Here is a 20,145-nt window from a genome sequence, read left to right on the forward strand (position 1 = left end):
GATGCTCAACCTGTTCCTGATCCAGGCGCTGAACGGCGTCCAGCTCGGCATCCTGCTGTTCCTGGTGGCGGCGGGGCTGACGCTGATCTTCGGGGTGATGGACCTCATCAACCTCGCCCACGGCGCGCTCTACATGATCGGCGCCTACCTCGCGGCGACGCTCACAACCGCCACCGGCAGCTTCGGCCTCGGCCTGCTGCTCGCCCTGCCGGCGACGCTCGTCTTCGGTCTCGCCCTCGAATTCCTGGTCGTGCGCCACCTCTACGGGCGCGACCACCTCGACCAGGTGCTCGCCACCTTCGGGCTGATCCTGATCCTCAACGAGGGCGTGCGGATCGTCTGGGGCGCCGCCCCGATGAGCGTGCCGGTGCCCGACGCCCTGTCGGGCTCGGTCCACCTCGTCGGCACCCTGCATTACCCGCTCTACCGGGTCGCGATCATCGCGGCCGGCCTCGCCACGGCCTTGGGGCTCCACCTCCTCGTCAACCACACCCGGCTCGGCATGCGCCTGCGCGCCGGGGCCAGCAACGGTCCGATGGTGGCGGCGCTCGGCGTCGACATCCGCCGGCTGTTCCTGGTGGTGTTCGGGCTCGGCGCGATGCTGGCGGGCTTCGCCGGCGCGATGGTGGCGCCGATCCTGTCGGTCGATCCCGGCATGGGCGATTCGGTGCTGATCCTGACCTTCGTGGTCATCGTCATCGGCGGCGTCGGCTCGGTGCGGGGCGCCTTCGTGGCTGGCCTCCTCGTCGGCCTCGCCGACCAGCTCGGACGCACCTTCGGGCCGATCCTGCTGCGCAGCGTGATGGATGCCTCCTCCGCCTCGCAGACCGGGCGGACGCTCGCCCCGATGCTGATCTACATCCTGATGGCGGCCGTGCTGTTCTTCCGGCCCTCAGGCCTGTTTCCGGCGCGGGGGGCCCGATGAACACCCTGGTTGCCCGCGTGACGACCGAGCCGCCCCGGCGCCGCGCCGCGCTGCCGGGCGCCGCCCTCGCCGGACTGGCGCTGGCGGTCCTCGCCGCCCTGCCGGTCGCGGCGGAAGCCGCCGGCCTGCCCTTCCTGGTCGTCACCGCGACCCGGATGATGATCTTCGGGCTCGCCGCCCTCTCCCTCGACCTCGTGCTCGGCTACGGCGCGATGGTGTCGTTCGGCCACGCCGCCTTCATCGGCCTGGGCGCCTACGCGGTCGGAATCCTGGACGCCCACGGCATCCGCGACCTCGCGATCCAGGCGCCGGTGGCAGCGCTCGTCTGCGCCCTCTTCGCCCTCGTCACCGGGGCGATCTCTCTGCGCACCCGCGGCGTCTACTTCATCATGATCACGCTGGCCTTCGGGCAGATGGCCTATTTCTTCATGGTCTCGCTCGCTGCTTACGGCGGCGACGACGGCTTGCCGCTATCGGGCCGCTCGACCCTGTTCGGGATGCGGCTGATCGAGGGCGATCCGGCGCTGTTCTACTGCGTGCTGGCGGTGCTGGCGGTCGTGCTCCTCTCGTTGCGCCGCGTCGTCGCCTCGCGCTTCGGCCGGGTGCTGCGCGGCAGCCGCGACAACGCGGTGCGGATGCAGGCGATCGGCTTCTCCCCCCTACCCTACCGGCTCACCGCCTACGTGCTCGCCGGCGCCATCGCAGGCCTCGCCGGGGTGCTGCTCGCCAACCAGGCCGAGTTCGTCTCGCCGGCCTATATGAGCTGGCAGCGCTCGGGCGAGCTGATCGTCATGGTGGTGCTCGGCGGGATGGGCACGCTGATCGGCCCGGTGGCCGGCGCCGCGGCGCTCATCGCCCTCGAAGAGGTGCTGGCGCATTACTCCGACCATTGGCGGCTCGGCCTCGGGCTGATGCTGGTCGCGGTGGTGATCCTCTCCCGCGGCGGCCTCGCGGGGCTGGCGGCGAAGCTCGGGAGGCGCGCGTGACCCCGCTGCTCTCCGTTCGAAATCTCCGAAAGTCCTACGGCGCCCTGAGGGTCACCGACGACGTCAGCCTCGACGTGGCCTCGGGCGAGCTGCACGCCATCATCGGCCCGAACGGCGCCGGCAAGACCACGCTGATCCACCAGCTCTCGGGCAGCCTCCCGAGCGATTCCGGCAGCGTGCACCTCGCCGGCGAGGACGTGACGCATTGGCCGATGGTCGCCCGGGTCCGCCGCGGCCTCGCCCGCTCGTTCCAGATCACCTCGATCCTCGACGGGTTCTCGGTGCTGGAGAACGTCGCGCTCGCGGTTCAGGCCCGGTCAGGCTCGAGCTTCCGGTTCTTCCGCCCGGCGGCGAAAGAAAAGACGCTCAACGGCGAGGCGATGGACGCGCTCGGTCGCGTCGGCCTCGCCGACCGGGCCGGGCGGCGGGCCGGCAGCCTGTCGCATGGCGAGAAGCGCCAGCTCGAACTGGCGGTGGCGCTCGCCACCGGCGCCCGCCTGCTCCTCCTCGACGAGCCGCTGGCCGGCACCGGCCCGGAGGAATCGGCGATCCTGGTCGGGCTGATGCATGAGCTGAAGGCGACCCACACGATCGTGCTGATCGAGCACGACATGGAGGCGGTGTTCGCGCTCGCCGACCGGATGAGCGTGCTGGTCTACGGTCGCGTCATCGCGAGCGGCCTGCCTTCGGTCGTCCGGTCCGATCCGGCGGTGCGCGCCGCCTATCTCGGCGAGGAGGAGGCGGCCTGATGCTCGCGATCGAGGGCCTGGAGAGCGCCTACGGCGATTCCCGCATCCTGTTCGGGATCGACCTCTCCGTCGCCAAGGGCGAGGTGGTGACCCTGCTGGGCCGCAACGGCATGGGCAAGACCACCACGGTGAAGTCGATCTTCGGCCTGCTGAAACCCCGGGCCGGCCGCATCCTGATCGACGGCGAGGACATGGCCGGGCGCCCGTCCCACCTCGTCGCCCGCCGCGGCCTCGGCCTGGTGCCGGAGGGCCGGCAGGTCTTCCCGACCCTCTCGGTCGAGGAGAACCTGGTCGCCACCCATCGGGGCGGGCGGGGCGCGAAGTGGAATCTGGATTCGGTCTACCGCCTGTTTCCGCGGCTGAAGGAGCGGCGCCGCAATGGCGGCGACCAGCTCTCGGGCGGCGAGCAGCAGATGCTGGCGATCGGACGAGCTCTGATGACCAACCCGCGCCTCGTCGTCCTCGACGAGGCGACGGAAGGGCTGGCGCCGCTGATCCGCGAGGAGATCTGGACCTGCCTGCGGGCGATCAAGGACGAGGGCGAGGCGATCCTGGTGATCGACAAGAACGTCGACGCGCTGGCCCGCTTCGCCGACCGTCACGTGGTGATCGAGAAGGGCCGCGTGGTCTGGACCGGCACCAGCGCCGCGCTCCGGCAGGCGCCGGAGGTGAAGGACCGGTTCCTTCATGTGTGAAACATCTGTCTGTCTCGAAGGAGCAACCGCATGACACCCATGACCGCAGGCATTACCCGCGCCGGTGAGGGCATCGAGGGCGTCCGCTGGAACATCCTCGGCCAGACCTACATCCCCAAGCAGCTCTCCGAGAGCTCGCTGTCCTGGCACGCCACCTTCCCGCCGGGCACCTTCGTGCCGCCGCACATCCACCCGACGCAGGACGAGTTCCTGTACATCCTGCAAGGGCGCCTCACCGCCGTGCTCGACGGGCAGGAGAGCGTGGCCGAGCCCGGCGACACGATCCGGCTGCCGCGGGGCCAGCCGCACGGGCTGTTCAACCGCTCGGATTCCGACGTGAAGTGCTTCTTCTGGGTCTCGCCGGCGCGCCGCCTCTACGACCTGTTCTGGGCCCTGCACAATCTCGGGCCGCAGGCGAACCCCGCCGACGTGGTGGCGATCTCGGCCAAGCACGAGGTCGACTTCCTCCCGCCCCCGGATGCGGAGTGAACGGATGCGCGTCATCATCGTCGGCGCCGGGATCGGCGGGCTCGCCACCGCCCTGATGCTTCACCGGCGCGGCATCCGCGCCACGATCGTCGAGCAGGCCGCAGAGGTGCGCGAGGTCGGCGTCGGCATCAACACCCTGCCGCACGCGATCCGCGAGCTTGCCGAGCTCGACCTGCTGCCGGCCCTCGACCGGGTGGCGATCCGCACGAAGGAACTCGCCTACTTCAACCGCCAGGGCCAGGAGGTGTGGCGCGAGCCGCGCGGGATCGATGCCGGCCACCCGGTGCCGCAATTCTCGATCCATCGCGGGCGGCTGCAAGCCGTGCTCTACGACGCGGTGCGCGAGCGGCTGGGGTCTGAGGCGGTGCAGACCGGCCTGTCGCTCGCCGGCTTCCTGCAGGACGAGGGCGGGGTCACGGCCCACTTCACCGATTCCCTTCGGGGCGATGCCGGCCGCACGATCCGGGGCGACGTGCTGATCGCCTGCGACGGCATCCACTCGGTGGTGCGGAAAAAGTTCTTCCCCGACGAAGGTCCGCCGCGCTGGGACGGGGTGCTGATGTGGCGCGGCGCCACCGAATGGGCGCCCTGGGGCGACGGCCGCACGATGGCGATCGGCGGCGGGATGGGGGCGAAGTGCGTCCTCTACCCGATCGCCGAGGCCGAGGGCGGGCGCCAGCTGATGAACTGGGTGGTGTTCGTGAAGATGGCGGACGGCACGATCTCACCGCCCCCGAAGGAGAGCTGGTCGCGCCCTGCCCACCGCTCGCAGGTGCTGCCCTACGCAAGGCGCTTCGCCCTGCCGGATTTCGACCTCGCGGCCCTGGTCGAGGCGACCCCGCAGATCTTCGAATACCCGATGTGCGACCGCGATCCGCTGCCGCGCTGGACCCACGGCCGGGTGACGCTGCTCGGCGACGCCGCCCACCCGATGTATCCGGTCGGCTCGAACGGCGCCTCGCAGGCGATCCTCGACGCCCGGGCGCTCGGCGACGCGCTGGCGCGGGCCGAGCATCCGATGCAGGCGCTCCATTCTTATGAGGCCGAGCGCCGGCCGAAGACCGCCGAGATCGTGCTCCTGAACCGCAAGGGCGGGCCGGAGCGGGTGATCGACGAGGTCGAGAAGCGGGCGCCGGCGGGGTTCGCCCGGATCGAGGACGTGCTGAGCCATGCCGAGCGCCAGGCGATCGTGAATGGGTACGCCGGCAAGGCCGGGTTCGCGGTGGCGGGGAATGTGAGCCCGCTCCGGGTGGCAGTCTAGCTCGGTCCTCGCCCCAGGCGATCTCGGGCACGCCCGAGATCGCCTGGGGAGGGACAGCGCCTCAGCAAGAACGACCCGCGCCCAAATCCTTTAAGGTTGAAATATCCATGCCCCACACCCCTCCCCTTCCCCGCCACGTCGTCGTCACCGGCGCGACCCGCGGCATCGGTCGGACGATCGCGGCGGCGTTCGTGGCGGCGGGGGAGCGGGTGACGGTGCTCGGGCGTATGCCGGAGAGCGCCGAGCGGGCCCGCCAGGAGATCGGCGCGGCCCACGCCGTCGCGGCCGACGTCACCGACGGGACGGCCCTTGAGGCGGCGCTCGGCCAAGCCGCCGCGCAGGCCGGCCCGGTCGCGGTGCTGGTCAACAATGCCGGCGGGGCCGAGACCGCGCCGCTCGCCCGCAGCGACGTCGAGACCTTGCGCCGGATGATGGCGCTCAACGTCGAGCCGGTGCTGGTCGCGGCCCGCGCCGTCGTCCCGGCCATGAAGGCGGCGGGCGGCGGCCGGATCGTCACGGTCGCCTCCACCGCCGGCCTCAAGGGCTACGGCTACGTGAGCGCCTATTGCGCGGCCAAGCACGCCGTCGTCGGGCTCACCCGGGCGCTGGCGCTGGAGCTCGCCGCCACCGGCATCACCGTCAACGCGGTCTGCCCCGGATTCACCGACACCGACCTCGTGGGCAACGCCATTGGCGGGCTGGAGGCCAGGACCGGCCGCACCCGCGACGATCTCCTCACCGAGTTCACCCGCCACAACCCGATGGGCCGCCTGATCCGTCCCGAGGAGGTGGCCGACGCCGTGCTGTGGCTCGCAGGGACAGGGGCCGGCGCCGTCACCGGCCAGGCCGTCGCGGTGGCGGGAGGCGAGCTGTGAACGCATCCGTCGAGCGTCCTGCCGGGGGGCTTGCCGAGATCCCTGCCGAGATCCCTGCCGAGATCCCCGCCCACCGCAGCGAATTGCGGCTGTGGCTGCGCCTGCTCACCACCGCCAACACCATCGAGGCGGAGATCCGCCGGCGCCTGCGCGACCGCTTCAACACCACGCTTCCGCGCTTCGACCTGATGGCGCAGCTCGAACGTGCGCCCGACGGCATCCAGCTCGGGGAATTGTCGCGCCGGATGATGGTCTCGAACGGCAACGTCACCGGCCTCGTCGAGCGGTTGGCGCAGGAGGAGCTGATCGACCGCCAGGTCTCGGAATCCGACCGCCGGGCGGTGCAGGTGCGCCTGACCCGCCAAGGCCGCGCGGTCTTCACCGAGATGGCCCGCGCCCATGCCGACTGGATCGCCGAACTCGTCGGCGCCCTCGATCCGGCCGAGCAGGAGGCGCTCTCGGCGCAGCTCTCCGCCCTCAAGGCCTCGGTGCGGCCGGGCGGCGCTCCAGCAAAACCCAAGCAGAAACGTCAGGGAGGTACCATGAGGCGCCAGAACGCCATCGCGGCCCCGCTCGCCGGGTTCACGCCACAGCATTTCGGCTTCGCGATCGAAGACGGCATCGCGACCGTGACCTTGAACCGGCCGGAGAAGAAGAACCCGCTCACCTTCGAGAGCTACGCCGAGCTGCGCGACACCTTCCGGGCCCTGCGCTTCGAGGAGAGCGTGACCGCGGTGGTCATCACCGGCGCCGGCGGCAATTTCTCGAGCGGCGGCGACGTGTTCGAGATCATCGAGCCGCTGACCACCATGGGGGCCGCCGACCTCCACGCCTTCACGACGATGACCGGCGACCTCGTCAAGGAGATGCGGGCCTGCCCGCAGCCGGTCGTGGCCGCCGTCGAGGGCGTCTGCGCGGGAGCGGGCGCGATCATCGCCATGGCCTCCGACCTGCGGGTGGCTGCGGCTGGCGCCAAGGTGGCGTTCCTGTTCAACCGGGTGGGGCTCGCCGGCTGCGACATGGGCGCCTGCGCGATCCTGCCCCGGATCATCGGCCAGGGCCGGGCCTCCGAACTCCTCTATACCGGCCGCTTCATGAGCGCCGAGGAGGGCGAGCGCTGGGGCTTCTTCAACCGCCTGGTGCCGGCGGGAGAATCCTTGAAGGCGGGCCGCGAGACCGCCCGCGCCCTGGTGCAGGGGCCGGCCTACGCCAACGGCCTGACCAAGCGGATGCTGCACATGGAATGGGCGATGGGGGTGGATGCCGCCATCGACGCCGAGGCGATGGCCCAGGCGCTCTGCATGAAGACCCAGGATTTCCGCCGCGCCTTCGAGGCCTTTGCGGCGAAGACGAAGCCGGTCTTCGAGGGAAACTGAGCGATGCCGGACCGGACGTTCCTCGACTGGCCGTTCTTCGAGCCCCGCCACCGCGACCTCGCGGCGGAAGCCGACGATTGGGCCGCCCGCACCGTTCCCGGCCTCGTCGACCACCACGACGTCGACGGCTCGTGCCGGCGCCTCGTCGCGGCCCTCGGCGAGGCGGGTTTCCTGCGCTTCGCCGCCCCCGAGGACGGGGTGTTCGACGTGCGCGCGCTGTGCCTGCTGCGCGAGACCTTCGCCCGCCACGACGGGCTCGCCGATTTCGCCTTCGCCATGCAGGGCCTCGGCACCGGGGCGCTGACGCTGTCCGGCACGGCGGCGCATCGCGAGGCGGTGCTGCCCGGGGTGCGGGCCGGGCGCCGCATCGCCGCCTTCGCGCTGACCGAGCCGGAGGCGGGCTCGGACGTGGCCCAGATCGCGCTGTCGGCGATGCCGACCGATGATGGAAGGGTGCGGCTCGACGGCGAGAAGACCTGGATCTCGAATGGCGGCATCGCCGACCATTACGTCGTCTTCGCCCGCAGCGGCGAGGCGCCGGGTGCGCGGGGCCTCTCGGCCTATTGGGTGCCGGCGGACACGCCCGGCCTGACGATCGCCGAGCGCCTCGACACCATCGCGCCCCATCCGCTCGCGCGCCTGCGCTTCGAGGATTGCCGGGTGCCGGAGGAGAACCGCATCGGCGAGGCCGGGGCCGGGTTCAAGGTCGCGATGGCGACGCTCGACGTCTTCCGCTCGACCGTCGGCGCCGCGGCTTTGGGCTTTGCCCGCCGCGCCCTCGACGCCTCCCTGGAGCGGGCGCAATCCCGCAAGTTGTTCGGGGCGCCGCTTTCCGCGATGCAGCTGACCCAGACCAGCCTCGCCGAGATGGCGACGGCGATCGATTCCGCGGCGCTCCATGTCTACCGCGCCGCCTGGACCCGGGATTCCGGCGCGCCCCGCATCACCCGCGAGGCCGCGATGGCCAAGATGGTGGCGACGGAAGCCGCGCAAGAGGTGATCGACCGGGCGGTGCAGCTCCACGGCGGCGAGGGCGTCCGCTCCGGCTCGGTGCCGGAGACGCTCTACCGCGAGATCCGCGCGCTGCGGATCTACGAGGGCGCCACCGAGGTCCAGAAGCTCGTCATCGCCCGCCAGATTCTCGCCTGAGGGCGGAGTCTCGCCAGAGGAGAGGAGTGTCCGATGGAGGCTGCCGTGCCGGAGACCCGTATGCCGCAGACCGTCACGTTCGCGCATCAGGAGGCTGCCCTCGGGACCGAATCCGGCCCCGGTGCCAGCCCCTGGACGCGGCGTCCCGACACGTTCGTGCGGGACAACCTGCCGCCGCCGGACCGGATGCCGGACTTCATCAATCTCGACCGGCTCGGCTATCCCGAGCACCTGAACGCCACCGTCGAGTTGGTCGACCGCCACGTCGCGGAGGGGCGCGGCGAGCGGGTGGCCCTCGTCGGCGAGACCGTCACCTGGACCTATGCCGAGCTGAAGCGGCAGATCGACCGGATGGCGAACGTCCTCACCGACCGGCTCGGGCTGGTGCCGGGTGGCCGGGTGCTGCTGCGCTCGGCCAACAACCCGACCAAGGTCGCGCTCTACCTCGCGATCATCAAGGCGGGCGGCATCGTGGTGGCGACGATGCCGCTGCTGCGGGCGAAGGAACTGACCCAGATCCTCGACAAGGCCCGGATCCCGCTGGCGCTCTGCGACGCCGGGCTCATCGACGAGATGGCGAAGGCGGCGGACGGACGGGCCGCGCCGGTGCGGGTCGTGACCTGGCGCGGCGCCGCCGGGGGCGAACTCGGAGATCTCCTCAGCACCGCCTCCGACAGCTTCGAGGCGGCCCCGACCCGGGCCGACGATCCCTGCCTCCTCGGCTTCACCTCCGGCACGACCGGCCTGCCGAAGGCGACGATCCACTACCAGCGCGACCTCCTGGTGATCTGCGACTGTTACGCCCGCGAGGTGCTGCGGGCGACCCAAGACGACGTGTTCATCGGCTCGCCGCCCCTCGCCTTCACCTTCGGCCTCGGCGGCCTGGTGCTGTTTCCGTTCCGGGTCGGCGCCCGGGCGGTCTTGCTCGAGAAGGCCGGGCCGGCGGACCTTGCCGCCGCGATCGCCCGCCACCGCGCCACGATCCTGTTCACGGCACCGACCGCGTACCGGGCGATGCTGGGGCTGATCGGCCAGCACGACCTGTCGTCCTTGCGAAAATGCGTCTCGGCCGGCGAGACCCTGCCGGCGCCGACCTTCCATGCCTGGCAGAAGGCCACGGGCCTGACGCTGATGGACGGCATCGGCGCGACCGAGATGCTGCACATCTTCATCGCCTCGCCCGAGGACGAGATCCGGCCCGGCGCCACCGGCAAGCCGGTGCCGGGCTACGAGGCAAGGGTGATCGACGCCGAGGGCCGACCCTGCCCGCCCGGGGTGCCGGGGCGGCTCGCGGTGCGCGGGCCGATCGGCTGCCGCTACCTCGCCGACGAGCGCCAGACGGTTTACGTGCAGGACGGCTGGAACGTCACCGGCGACACCTACCTCCAGGACGAGGACGGCTATTTCTGGTTCCAGGCCCGCAACGACGACATGATCGTCTCGGCCGGCTACAACATCGCCGGGCCGGAGGTGGAGGCGAGCCTGCTCGCCCACACGGCGGTGGCCGAATGCGGCGTCGTCGCGGCGCCCTGCCCCGAGCGCGGCCGCATCGTCGCCGCCTACGTGGTGCTGAATCCCGGCTTCGCCGGCGACGCGGCGCTGACGAAGGCGCTGCAGGAGCACGTCAAGCAGGACCTCGCGCCCTACAAGTATCCGCGGGCGGTGCATTACGTGCCGGCCCTGCCCAAGACCGAATCCGGCAAGCTGCAACGCTTCGCCTTGCGCAAGCAGGCCGAGGCGGAGGCCGCGACCATTCAGGGAGAGACCGCATGACCGCCAGCCCGATCCCGCTCCGTCCCGAAACGGAAGCGCCTGCCCTGACCACCCTCCAGCCCCCGGGCTGGAAGAAGCCGAAGGGCTATGCCAACGGCATGGCCGGCCGCGGCACCGTGGTGATGACCGGTGGCCTGATCGGCTGGGACGCGGACGAGGTGCTGGCCGAGGGCTTCATCCCTCAGGTCGAGCAGATCCTGCGCAACATCCTCGCCGTGCTGGCCGAGGCCGGCGCCGGGCCGGAGCACGTCGCCCGCCTGACCTGGTACGTGCGCAGCGTCGACACCTACCGCGCGTCGCTGGCCGAGCTCGGCCCCGTCTACCGCCGGGTGATGGGCCGGAACTTTCCGGCCATGGCCCTCGTCGGCGTCGCCGACCTCGTCGAGCCGGGCGCGCTGGTCGAGATCGAGGCGACCGCGATCGTGCCGGACGAAGCCTGATGCAGCCGGTCTCCCTGCAACCAGTATCCTGGACCACCGGCGGTGCCCTGGGGGATCGCGACCGCGCCTACGACAATGTCGGGGCGATCCCCGACGCCAGGAGCTACCCGGCGCGCTGGAGCGAGGCCGCCGCCTCCTTCCGCGAGCGCCTGTCGGCGGAAGGACGCGCCCGCCTCGGCCTGCTTTACGGGGCCGGCCCGCGCCACGCCTACGACCTGTTCCTGCCCGACGGCACGCCGCGGGGCCTCGCGGTGTTCGTCCATGGCGGCTACTGGAAGGCCTTCGACCGCTCGGTCTGGTCGCATCTCGCCGCGGGCCCCCTCGCCCACGGCCTCGCCGTCGCGCTGCCGAGCTACACTTTGTGCCCGGAGGCGCGCATCGCCGCCATCACGGCCGAGATCGCCGCCTTCCTCGACCGTGCTGCCGCCGAGGTGGCGGGACCGGTCCGCCTCTCCGGCCACTCCGCCGGCGGCCACCTCGTCACCCGGATGCTCTGCGCCGACGTCGACCTCGCCTGTGCGGAGCGCATCGCGCGGGTCGTGTCGATCAGCGGCGTCCACGACCTGCGCCCGCTCCTCGGCACGGGGATGAACGAGGTGCTGCATCTCGATCCCGCCGAGGCCCGGGCCGAGAGCCCTGCCTTGCGCGAACCGCGCCCGGGCGCCCGGCTGGTCGCCGTCGCAGGGAGCGACGAACTGCCGGAGTTCCGGCGCCAGAACCTGCTGCTGCCGACGGTCTGGCATGGGCTCGGGGCGGAGACGCAGGCGTTCGAGATCGCGGACCGGCATCATTTCAGCGTCATCGAGGACCTGACCGATCCCGGCAGCGCGCTGACGCGGGCGCTGGCCGGCGGCTGACCGCAGGCTTTGCCGATCTCCCGCCGCGATGGCACAAGCCCCGCATCAGGGCAGGTCCTGCATCAGGGCAAGTCCTGCAGCAGGGAATGCCGATCGGCCGCGCGAGGGATGACGACATGACAGTGTCGAGCGACGAGGAACTGGAAAGCCTGCGCCGGATCGGTCGCATCGTCGCCGAGACCCTGGAGACGATGGGCCGGGCGATCGAGCCCGGCATGACCACGGCCGAACTCGACCGGATCGGGCGCGATTGCCTGGAGCGGGCGGGCGCCCGGTCGGCGCCCGAGACGGTCTACGGCTTTCCCGGCGCGACCTGCATCAGCGTCAACGAGGAGGTCGCCCACGGCATCCCGGGCGAGCGCCGGATTTCTCCGGGCGACCTCGTCAACATCGACGTCTCGGCCGAGAAGGACGGCTGGTTCTCCGATACCGGCGCCTCCTTCGCGGTGCCGCCGGTGACCCGGGCGGTCGAGCGCCTGTGCCGGGACGGGCGCCGGGCGATGTGGACCGGGCTGCGCCAGGTCGGAGCCGGCAAGCCGCTCGCCGGCATCGGCCGGGCGGTCGGCGCCTTCGCCAAGAAGAACGGCTACACCCTGGTGCGCAACCTCGCCAGCCACGGGGTCGGCGCCTCGCTGCACGAGGAGCCGACCGAGATCGCGACCTGGCCCGACGCCTCCGAGCGCCGGATCATGGCGGAGGGGCTGGTCTTCACCGTCGAGCCGTTCCTGTCTCTGGGCGCCGACTTCGCCGAGAACGGCGACGATCCCTGGACCCTCTACAGCCGGCCGCGGGCGCCGACGGTCCAGTACGAGCACACGGTAGTGGCGACCCGCAACGGGCCGCTCGTCCTCACCATGCCGGGGCAGTAGGCGCCGCCGTCAGCGCAGCCAGTAGCGCTCGGGCTCGAGCGGCGGCGGCACCGGCTCGCCGAGGGCATCCTGCACGACGCGATCGACGGTGCGCAGCAGCGCGTCGAGGGGCAGGTCGTTGGCGGCGGCGCCGAATGGCTCCTCCAGCTCGTCGCCGAGCGCGTCGAGGCCGAAGAACGTGTAGGCGACGAGTGCCGTGGCCACCGGTGTGCCCCAGCCGAGGGAAGCGGCCAGCCCGAAGGGCAGGAGCAGGCAGTAGAGCCAGGCGGTCCGGTAGAGGAGCAGCGTATAGGCGAAGGGCAAGGGCGTGCCCTGGATGCGCTCGCAGGCCGCCTGCACGCCCGAGAGCCCGGCGAGCTTCTGCTCCATCAGGCCGAAGGACACGTCGCTCAACGTCCCCTGACGGAGCGCCTCGCCGAGGTCGGCGGCGAGGTTCGACAAGGCCGCATCGGCCGGGCTGGCGCAGGCCGGCAGCCGCCCGCGCTCGGCCTCCGGCAGGAAATGGGCCGCCGCCACGGCCGCGTCGCGCCCGCGCAGGCGGGCATGGAGCGCATGGGCGAAGCCCGCGAGGCGGTTGAGGCAGCGCCGGCGGCGCGCCTCCTCGCCCTCGGGCAAGAGCGCCCCGAGCAGGCGGGCGAGGCTCCGCGCCTCGACGATCAGGGAGCCCCAGACCTTCCGGGCCTCCCACCAGCGGTCGTAGCAGGCGTTGTTGCGGAAGCTGAGGAAGATCGACAGGGCGAGGCCGATCAGGGTGAACGGCCCGATGCCCGCGTTGAGCGGGATCGCATGGGCCCAGCCCTGCTCCGTCGCGACGACCAGGCAGGCGACCGCCGTGAGGCCGATCACCTGCGGGGCGATCTGCGGCAGGATCGACCCGCGCAGCGCGAACAGGATCGCGAAGGCGCCGGGACGGGGACGGACGATCATGACGGGACACGCTGGCCGGGACCGGGGGCGCGGTCATCCGCCCCCGGGGAGCCGAGGTCAAGCGCTCGTCAGCCGCCCGACTTCGCATTCGCCGTCACGTCGATATCGACCCCGACCTGCAGGGCGACCATCGAGTCGTTGGCCCAGGGGCCCTGGCCGACGCCGTAATCGGTGCGCACGAGGTCGAGATGGCCGACCGCGTGGGCGGTGCCGCCCGAGACCGTGAGGCGGAACGGCAGGGTCACGTCCTTGCGCATCCCGCGGATCGTGAGCGTGCCGACCGCGTCGTAGGCGTCGCCACCCTTCGCGACGAAGCGGGTCGCCTCGAAGCGGGCCTGCTTGTCCTTGGAGGCGTTGAACCAGTCGGCCTGCGGCAGAGCCTCGTCGCGCTGCTTGTCGCCGGTCTCGGCGCTGGTCAGGTCGACGAGCACGACGGCCCTGCCGGCCTCGGGCTTCTGCGGATCGAAGCTGATCTGCGCGTCGTAGCGGGTGAAGCGGCCCTTGAAGGGCGCGCCGACCTGGATGCCCGAGAAGCCGATGCGGCTCTTCCCCGGATCGACGGTCCAGTCGGCGGCGTGCGCGGCGACGGGAGCGGCGAGCAGGCCGGCAGCGAGGGCGAGGCGGAGGAACGTCATCGCGAGGAAACCTCGGGTTTCGCAGCCGGCCGCGGCACCAGGGGCAGCATCCGCCACAGGGTGTCGTCGCGCAGCGCGAGGTGGTGGCGCAGGGCCGCGCCGATATGCAGGAGCAGGAGAGCCATCAGCAGCCAGGCGCCGGTGCTGTGCACGAGCTTCAGCACGCCCTCGATCGCCGCCTTGTTCGGCAGCTCGGGCAGGACCGGCAGATGCGGCCACGGGATCACCCCGTAGAGCACCGTCGGGATGTTGTAGGGCGAGGCCGAGACCATCGCCCAGCCGACGAGCGGCATGGCGAGAAGCAGCCCGTAGAGCGCCAGATGCGCCGCCCCCGCCGCCCGCCGCTCGGCCTTCGGCATCGTGTCGGGCAGCGGCGGCGGCCGGTGGAACAGGCGCCAGACGACCCGCACGGCCATCAGCACCAGCACGGTGAGGCCGATGGACTTGTGCCACTGGTAGAACGCGAAGCGATCCATCGGCGCGAGCGGTCCCCGCGTCATCGCGAGGCCCAACCCTAGGAGGGCCAGGATGCCGAGGGCGATCAGCCAGTGCAGCACGATCGCGACGAGGGTGTAGCGACGGGGCGTCGCGACCGTGTGCATGATTTGAGACCCTTCGGCCGCGGGGCGTTAGTCCTTGCGCTCGAAGGCGCCGTTGAGGACCAGGTGGACCTCGTCGCTGATCGCCGGCACGAAGGTCTTCACGCCGAAATCCGAGCGCTTGATCGTGCCCTTGGCCTCGAAGCCGACCGTGACCTTCTTGTTGATCGGGTTGGCGCCGGCGCCGACCAGCGTCACGTCGAGGGTCACGGGCTTGGTCACGCCGTGCAGGGTCAGGTCGCCGGTGACCTTGGCCTTGTCCTTGCCCTCGGGCGTCACCTTGGTGGAGGTGAAGGTCATCTCCGGAAACTGGGCGACGTCGAGCCACTTGTCGCTCTTCAGCGAGTCCATCATGTGCTGGCTCGGAGTGTAGAGCGACTTCACCGGGATGGTGACCTTCAGACGGCTCTCGGCGGGCTTGCTCGGCTGCAGCTCCAGGGAGCCGGAGACGTCCGAGAAGATGCCCGTATACGGCGAGAAGCCGAAATGCGTGACGGTGAACACCGCCTGGGTGTGGCTGGGATCGACCGCGTAGGTGCCCGCCTGGATCTGGGCAGGGTCACGGGTCGCCGCTCCTTGAGCGCCCGCCGGGGCGGCAAGAGCGAGGCCGGCGGCGAGGCCGAGGGCGAGAACGGACAGCTTCACGAGAACAACTCCGTGTCGGCAGGGCCGGGCGGGGCCTGTGCTCAGGCCTCCCGCACCGCACCCTGCGGTCGGCGCACGGATTAAGCCGGTTCCGTCGCGGGCGTAAGACAGCTAAACCGGGACACATGGTTGCTGGATCGGAAACCTTCCGGGGCGTTCTCTCTGACGTGCGGGCGTTCTGCGCCGTGGTCGATCACGGAACCGTGACCCAGGCGGCGGAAATTCTGGGGGAGACAAAGGGCAGCATCTCGCGCCGGATCTCGCGGCTGGAGCAGGAGCTCGGCGTCACCCTGCTCGCCCGCACGCCGCGGGCGGTCTCGCCGACGGTGGAGGGGCTGGCCTTCCACGCCAAGGCGCAGGAGAGCCTCGGCCTCCTCGACGGCGCGCTCGAAACCGCGCGGAACGCCCGCACCCTGCCGCGGGGCCACCTGCGGGTCACCACCTCGATCGATTTCGGGATCGAGGTGATGCCCGACCTCGTCGCCGGCTTCCGGGTCCTCTACCCGCAGGTCACGATCGACCTGCTCATCACCGACGCGCGGCTCGACCTCGCCGCCAACCGCATCGACCTGGCGCTCCGCCTGGGCAGCGGCGAGGGGCAGGACGGCGGCTACCGCGCGCCGGTCCTGGCGCACCTGATGATCGGCCTCTATGCGGCGCCGTCCTATCTGGCCGCCCGCGGAATCCCCGAATCCCTCGACGATCTCGGCGCCCACGACCTGATTCTGTCGCGCGAGCGCCTGGGGTCGGCCTCGGTGCGGCTCTCCGACGGGCAGGGCCGCGAGGGCCACGTCACCGCTCAGCCGGCGATCCGCGCCACCGACTACGCCACGGTGCTGCGCCTGACCCGGGCCGGCGCCGGCATCGGCCACATCCCGAGCCTGGTGGCGGCCCGCGCCCTCAAGGAGGGCGCCCTGGTGCCCGTGCTGCCCGACTGGGCGAGCCGCGGCGGCGTCCTGCGCGCCGTCAGCCTCGCCGGCCGCGAATTGCCGGCCCGGGTGCGGCTGTTTCGCGACCACGTCCGCCTCGGCCTCGCGGCGATGCGGGAGGAGGCGGGGCCGGGTTGACGGCCTCGACCCGGTCACCCCGCCATGACCGGCGCGTCCGGGCCGCTGATGAACGCCCGCATCGCCCCGAACACCCGCTCCGGGTCGTCGCCGTGGATCTGGTGGCCGCACCCGATCAACCGCTCGAACCGCAACAGGTGCGAAGGGATCGCGGCGGCGGTCTCCTCGGCGAGCGGCATCGGCACGATCGGGTCGTGCTCGCCCGCCATCAGCAGCACGGGGCAGCGCAAGCGGCCGAGATCGGCGCGGAAATCGAACCGGCCGTGCTCGTTGCGCGGGCCGTTGAAATGCAGCGACACCTCCGGGCGCATGATCACGCGCGAGAGATCGGCTGGCGGGCGGTCCCGGCGGTGCCGGTAGAAGGGCACGCAGCGTTCGAAGTAGCGCGCCCGCCCCTCGGCGGTCGGGTTCATCCAGTAGCTCTCGGCCACGGCCGCGACCTCCGGGCCGCCGACGCGCGCGAAGGCGGCGACGATGGTCGGGAAATCGGTCCGGGCCGCCGTGCTCAGAAGGATGAGCTTGCCCGGGTGGTCGGGATGGCGGGTGGCGTAAGCTTGCGCGACGACGCCCCCGAACGACAGGCCGCACACGATCGGCCGGACGATGCCGAGCGCGTCGCACAGCCCCTTCACGTCGTCCGCCCATTGGGCGAGGGTCCAGGTCGCGGGATCGTCGCCCTCGCTGCGGCCATTGCCGCGATGGTCGTAGAACACGACCTGGGCGACGTCGGCGAGTTGCGCGAAGGCCTCCTTGAAGGCGACATGGTCGAAGCCCGGCCCACCGTGCAGCATCAGCAGGGTCGGCCTCTCGTGCAGGCCATGCGGACCCGGAACGAGGCCGAAATTCGCCACGTCGACGAAGAGACGCACGCCGTTCACCAGGATATGCATTCGACCGTCTCCCCGAGGACAGCGAATCGGGACGCGGCGCCCAGGCTACCCTACGGCAGGATGGCACGCCCATATCCGTCCGCGGCCGCGCGACTGGGCATCGAGGCGATTTCCGTGCGTCGTCGGATCCGCTCGCGAGCGCGACGCCCCGAGCCCGATCCGGACAGAGTGTCACCCTCAGACCGCCAAGGCTCCTCTGCCACACGGGAGAGGGGCCCCACCTCCTTCTGCTCCCGGGCAGACCTGCCGCCCGCGGGAGGACGTCGTTTGATGTATCCTCAGGTCGAACGACCAAGCCGTCCGAGGGAGGCCCCATGATCCTGGTCTGCGGCGAAGCCCTGATCGACCTCTTCGTCGAGACCGGGCGTTCGAGCCCCGAGCGCGGCGGCCTGCCGGCGCTGGCGGTGGCGGGGGGCTCGCCGTTCAACCTGGCGGTCGGGCTTTCCCGGCTCGGGGCGGGAAGCGGCTTCCTCGGCGGCCTGTCCGCCGACGCCTTCGGGCGGATGCTGGCCGGCCGGCTGGCGGCGGAGGGCGTCGACCTCGCCTTCGCCAAGGACAGCGCCCGGCCGACGCCCCTCGCCATCGTGTCGACCGGGGCGGACGGCCAGCCCGCCTACACGTTCCACGCCGAATCCTGTGCGCATGCCGACCTCACGCCCGCCGACCTGCCGGCTGTCCTGCCCGAGGCGGTGCGGGCGATCGCCCTGGGCTCGTTCTCGCTGGTGGCCGAGCCGGTCGGCACCGCCTACGCGGCGCTCGTCGCCCGGGAGGCACGGCGGCGGGTGATCAGCCTCGATCCCAACCTGCGCCTCGGCCTGATCCCCGACCTGGCCCGCTGGCACGGGCGGTTCAGCGAGCTCGTGGCCAACGCCGACATCGTCAAGCTCTCCGACGAGGACCTGCGCGCCGCCTACGGGCCGGAGGCCGACGAGGGCGCACTCGCGCAGGGCTGGCTCACGGCGGGGGTGGCACTCGTCGTCGTCACCGCCGGGCCGGAGGGAGCCCGGGCCTACCACGCCGCCGGGCCGGTCGCCGTCCCGGGCCGCCGGGTCGCGGTGATCGACACGGTGGGCGCCGGCGACAGCTTCCACGCCGCGCTCCTGGCCCGCCTCGACCGGACCGGCCGGCTCACGCGCGACGCGCTCCTGAGCCTCGACACCGACGCCCTGCGGGATCTCCTGTCCGAGGCGGTGGCGGCAGCGAGCCTCACCTGCACCCGCCGCGGCGCCGACCTGCCGACCCGCGACGCCCTCCTGTCGGTTCTGTCGTGATGGATCTCGGTGTCGATCTCGGGACTTCCGGCCTCGAGGCCGTCCTGGTCGCCGGGGCGCAAGCCGTCATCCGCAGCGCACCGCGGCGCTCACCGTCGGCCGGCGGCATCCGGCCCTGCGGGCACCCGCGGATTGAGGCTCGCGAGGGAGGACCCGTCAGCGAAGACGCCCGATGCCGGCCATCGGCACCGGGCGCGACAGGGGTGCTGCCAGGGAACTGGGCGCGGGCGGGAACCGTCACGGTCTGGCCGCCCGCATCCCGCCTCACTCCGCCGGCGCCGCCTTGCGGGCCGCCGCGTCCTCCAGGTCCCGGCTGACCTTCAGGGTCATCGCGACGATACCGCCCGCGAGGGTGACGGCGCCGAGGACCAGGAGACCTGCGGTGAAGGTGCCCGTCAGGTCCTTGAGGTAGCCCATGACGTAGGGCCCCGCGAAGCCCGACAGGTTGCCGATCGAGTTGATCGCCGCGATGCCCGCGGCGGCCGAGCTGCCGGTCAGGAAGGCGCTCGGGATCGGCCAGAGCAGCGGCGGCGTCGCCGACACCCCGATCTGGCTCAGGCAGAGCAGCCCGAGCACCAGGACCGGGCTCGAGACCAGCCCCGCCCCCGCGACGCCGACCGCCGCGATGATCATGGCGAAGCAGACGTGCTCGCGGCGCTTCAGGGTGCGGTCGGAGCTGCGGCCCAGGAGGATCATCCCGAATGCCCCGAACACGAAGGGCAGCGCGGAGAGCAGGCCGGTCTGGAAGTTGCTGACGCCGAAGCCCTTGACGATCGTCGGCAGGAAGAACGCCACGCCGTAGCTCGCCGCGTTCAGGCAGAAATACACGAACGAGCAGGCCAGCACCCGCGGGTCGGAGAGCGCCTTGCCGATGCTCATGTGCTCGACGGCGACCTTCTGCTTGCGCTCGGTCTCCAGGCGCGTCTCGAGCCAGGTCTTCTCGTCGGCCTGTAGCCAGGTCGCCAGGCTCGGCCGGTCGGTGAGGTAGAAGATGACGACGACCGCCATCACGATCGACGGCAGGGCCTCGAGGATGAACAGCCACTGCCAGCCGTCGAGCCCGGCCCCGGTGATGTTCAGGAGGGCGCCCGAGACCGGCGCGCCGACGATCGACGAGAACGGGATCGCCAGCATGAACATCGCCACGACGCGGGCGCGGTAGACCGACGGGAACCAGAGCGTGAGATAGAAGATGATGCCCGGGAAGAAGCCCGCCTCGGCGATGCCGAGCAGGAAGCGCAGGATATAGAACACCCACTCGCTCGAAACGCCGGTCGCCCGCGAGATGGGCGCGATGAAGGCGAACAGGGCCGAGATGAGGCCCCAGCTGAACATGATGCGGGCGATCCAGAGTCGGGCGCCGAACTTGTCCAGCGCGAGATTCGACGGCACCTCAAGCAGGAAATAGGCGATGAAGAACAGTCCGGCACCGAAGCCGTAGGCCGCCTCGGACAATCCGAGGGCCGCATTCATCTGCAGCTTGGCGAAACCGACGTTGACTCGGTCGAGGTAGGCAACGAAGTAGCAAACGACCAGAAACGGCATCAGCCGCCACATGACCTTGCGGATCGTCCTGGTTTCGATCTCTTCCACGGTAAATTTCCTGCCCTGAGGGTATTTTTGCAGAGCCACTGCTCCCGGGGCTCTCTAGCAGAGACAGGGGCATC

21 protein-coding genes and 1 pseudogene are annotated in these 20,145 nt (G+C 71.4%); 16 read left to right on the forward strand and 6 right to left on the reverse strand.

Annotated features, from left to right (window positions below; genetic code table 11):
• Position 1 precedes the first annotated feature (1 nt).
• From DA075_RS24290 to map, 14 genes and pseudogenes are all read left to right on the forward strand, one after another.
• Positions 2-925, forward strand: a complete 924-nt coding sequence (locus DA075_RS24290; protein ID WP_099955403.1) for a branched-chain amino acid ABC transporter permease — start codon at positions 2-4, stop codon at positions 923-925.
• A complete protein-coding gene (locus DA075_RS24295; protein WP_099955404.1) occupies positions 922-1,911 on the forward strand; it encodes a branched-chain amino acid ABC transporter permease in 990 nt (329 codons plus the stop codon). The genes DA075_RS24290 and DA075_RS24295 overlap by 4 nt, the downstream gene beginning before the upstream one ends.
• Entirely contained in the window at positions 1,908-2,660 is a 753-nt protein-coding gene (locus tag DA075_RS24300; protein WP_099955405.1) for an ABC transporter ATP-binding protein, read from the forward strand. The genes DA075_RS24295 and DA075_RS24300 overlap by 4 nt, the downstream gene beginning before the upstream one ends.
• Positions 2,660-3,355, forward strand: coding sequence for an ABC transporter ATP-binding protein (locus DA075_RS24305; protein ID WP_099955406.1), 696 nt, complete (start codon positions 2,660-2,662; stop codon positions 3,353-3,355). The genes DA075_RS24300 and DA075_RS24305 overlap by 1 nt, the downstream gene beginning before the upstream one ends.
• A 30-nt stretch (positions 3,356-3,385) precedes the next feature.
• Positions 3,386-3,844 carry a cupin domain-containing protein gene (locus tag DA075_RS24310; protein ID WP_099955407.1) on the forward strand — a complete coding sequence of 153 codons (459 nt, stop codon included), beginning with the start codon at positions 3,386-3,388 and terminating at the stop codon, positions 3,842-3,844.
• Between the two features lie 4 nt (positions 3,845-3,848).
• The gene (locus DA075_RS24315; RefSeq protein WP_099955408.1) at positions 3,849-5,105 is read left to right on the forward strand and encodes a flavin-dependent oxidoreductase; all 1,257 of its coding nucleotides are present in this window, start codon (positions 3,849-3,851) and stop codon (positions 5,103-5,105) included.
• Positions 5,106-5,212: 107 nt separating this feature from the next.
• Positions 5,213-5,980 carry an SDR family NAD(P)-dependent oxidoreductase gene (locus DA075_RS24320; protein ID WP_099955409.1) on the forward strand — a complete coding sequence of 256 codons (768 nt, stop codon included), beginning with the start codon at positions 5,213-5,215 and terminating at the stop codon, positions 5,978-5,980.
• Positions 5,977-6,312: pseudogene (locus DA075_RS36980) on the forward strand (MarR family transcriptional regulator); the annotation flags it as partial. The gene DA075_RS24320 and the pseudogene DA075_RS36980, both read left to right, overlap by 4 nt.
• A 210-nt stretch (positions 6,313-6,522) precedes the next feature.
• The gene (locus DA075_RS36985) at positions 6,523-7,356 is read left to right on the forward strand and encodes an enoyl-CoA hydratase family protein (RefSeq protein ID WP_167456067.1); all 834 of its coding nucleotides are present in this window, start codon (positions 6,523-6,525) and stop codon (positions 7,354-7,356) included.
• Between the two features lie 3 nt (positions 7,357-7,359).
• On the forward strand, positions 7,360-8,505 hold the full coding sequence (locus DA075_RS24330) for an acyl-CoA dehydrogenase family protein (protein WP_099955411.1): 1,146 nt from the start codon (positions 7,360-7,362) through the stop codon (positions 8,503-8,505).
• 186 nt (positions 8,506-8,691) lie between these two features.
• Positions 8,692-10,278, forward strand: coding sequence for an AMP-binding protein (locus tag DA075_RS24335; RefSeq protein ID WP_244936632.1), 1,587 nt, complete (start codon positions 8,692-8,694; stop codon positions 10,276-10,278).
• Positions 10,275-10,718: a RidA family protein gene (locus DA075_RS24340; RefSeq protein WP_099955412.1), complete on the forward strand. Its 444-nt coding sequence runs from the start codon at positions 10,275-10,277 to the stop codon at positions 10,716-10,718. The genes DA075_RS24335 and DA075_RS24340 overlap by 4 nt, the downstream gene beginning before the upstream one ends.
• Positions 10,718-11,575 (forward strand): alpha/beta hydrolase, encoded by an 858-nt coding sequence (locus tag DA075_RS24345; RefSeq protein WP_099955413.1) that lies wholly within the window; start codon positions 10,718-10,720, stop codon positions 11,573-11,575. The genes DA075_RS24340 and DA075_RS24345 overlap by 1 nt, the downstream gene beginning before the upstream one ends.
• Positions 11,576-11,691: 116 nt before the next feature.
• The gene (gene map, locus DA075_RS24350) at positions 11,692-12,444 is read left to right on the forward strand and encodes a type I methionyl aminopeptidase (RefSeq protein ID WP_099955414.1); all 753 of its coding nucleotides are present in this window, start codon (positions 11,692-11,694) and stop codon (positions 12,442-12,444) included.
• Between the two features lie 9 nt (positions 12,445-12,453).
• Here the strand turns inward: map and DA075_RS24355 are convergent, their stop codons facing one another.
• The 4 genes from DA075_RS24355 to DA075_RS24370 all read right to left on the reverse strand — a co-directional run bounded on the left by DA075_RS24355 (position 12,454) and on the right by DA075_RS24370 (position 15,250).
• Positions 12,454-13,371, reverse strand: a complete 918-nt coding sequence (locus DA075_RS24355) for a bestrophin family protein (RefSeq protein ID WP_099955415.1) — start codon at positions 13,369-13,371, stop codon at positions 12,454-12,456.
• A 68-nt stretch (positions 13,372-13,439) separates the two neighbouring features.
• Positions 13,440-14,006 carry a YceI family protein gene (locus DA075_RS24360; protein ID WP_099955416.1) on the reverse strand — a complete coding sequence of 189 codons (567 nt, stop codon included), beginning with the start codon at positions 14,004-14,006 and terminating at the stop codon, positions 13,440-13,442.
• Positions 14,003-14,608 (reverse strand): cytochrome b, encoded by a 606-nt coding sequence (locus tag DA075_RS24365; protein WP_099955417.1) that lies wholly within the window; start codon positions 14,606-14,608, stop codon positions 14,003-14,005. Before DA075_RS24365 ends, DA075_RS24360 begins: the two co-directional genes overlap by 4 nt.
• Positions 14,609-14,635: 27 nt before the next feature.
• Complete coding sequence (locus tag DA075_RS24370; RefSeq protein ID WP_099955418.1) at positions 14,636-15,250, reverse strand: YceI family protein; 615 nt, start codon at positions 15,248-15,250, stop codon at positions 14,636-14,638.
• Between the two features lie 125 nt (positions 15,251-15,375).
• Here DA075_RS24370 and DA075_RS24375 point away from each other — a divergent pair, with 125 nt between their 5' ends.
• On the forward strand, positions 15,376-16,317 hold the full coding sequence (locus DA075_RS24375) for a LysR family transcriptional regulator (protein WP_099955419.1): 942 nt from the start codon (positions 15,376-15,378) through the stop codon (positions 16,315-16,317).
• Positions 16,318-16,331: 14 nt separating this feature from the next.
• On the opposite strand, the gene DA075_RS24380 is transcribed toward DA075_RS24375, so the two are convergent.
• Positions 16,332-17,207 (reverse strand): alpha/beta fold hydrolase, encoded by an 876-nt coding sequence (locus DA075_RS24380; protein WP_099955420.1) that lies wholly within the window; start codon positions 17,205-17,207, stop codon positions 16,332-16,334.
• Positions 17,208-17,521: 314 nt separating this feature from the next.
• Here DA075_RS24380 and DA075_RS24385 point away from each other — a divergent pair, with 314 nt between their 5' ends.
• Positions 17,522-18,478, forward strand: coding sequence for a carbohydrate kinase family protein (locus DA075_RS24385; protein WP_099955421.1), 957 nt, complete (start codon positions 17,522-17,524; stop codon positions 18,476-18,478).
• A gap of 264 nt (positions 18,479-18,742) precedes the next feature.
• On the opposite strand, the gene DA075_RS24390 is transcribed toward DA075_RS24385, so the two are convergent.
• Entirely contained in the window at positions 18,743-20,071 is a 1,329-nt protein-coding gene (locus DA075_RS24390) for an MFS transporter (RefSeq protein WP_099955422.1), read from the reverse strand.
• Positions 20,072-20,145 lie beyond the last annotated feature (74 nt).

Source organism: Methylobacterium currus (assembly GCF_003058325.1).
Lineage (GTDB): Bacteria > Pseudomonadota > Alphaproteobacteria > Rhizobiales > Beijerinckiaceae > Methylobacterium > Methylobacterium currus.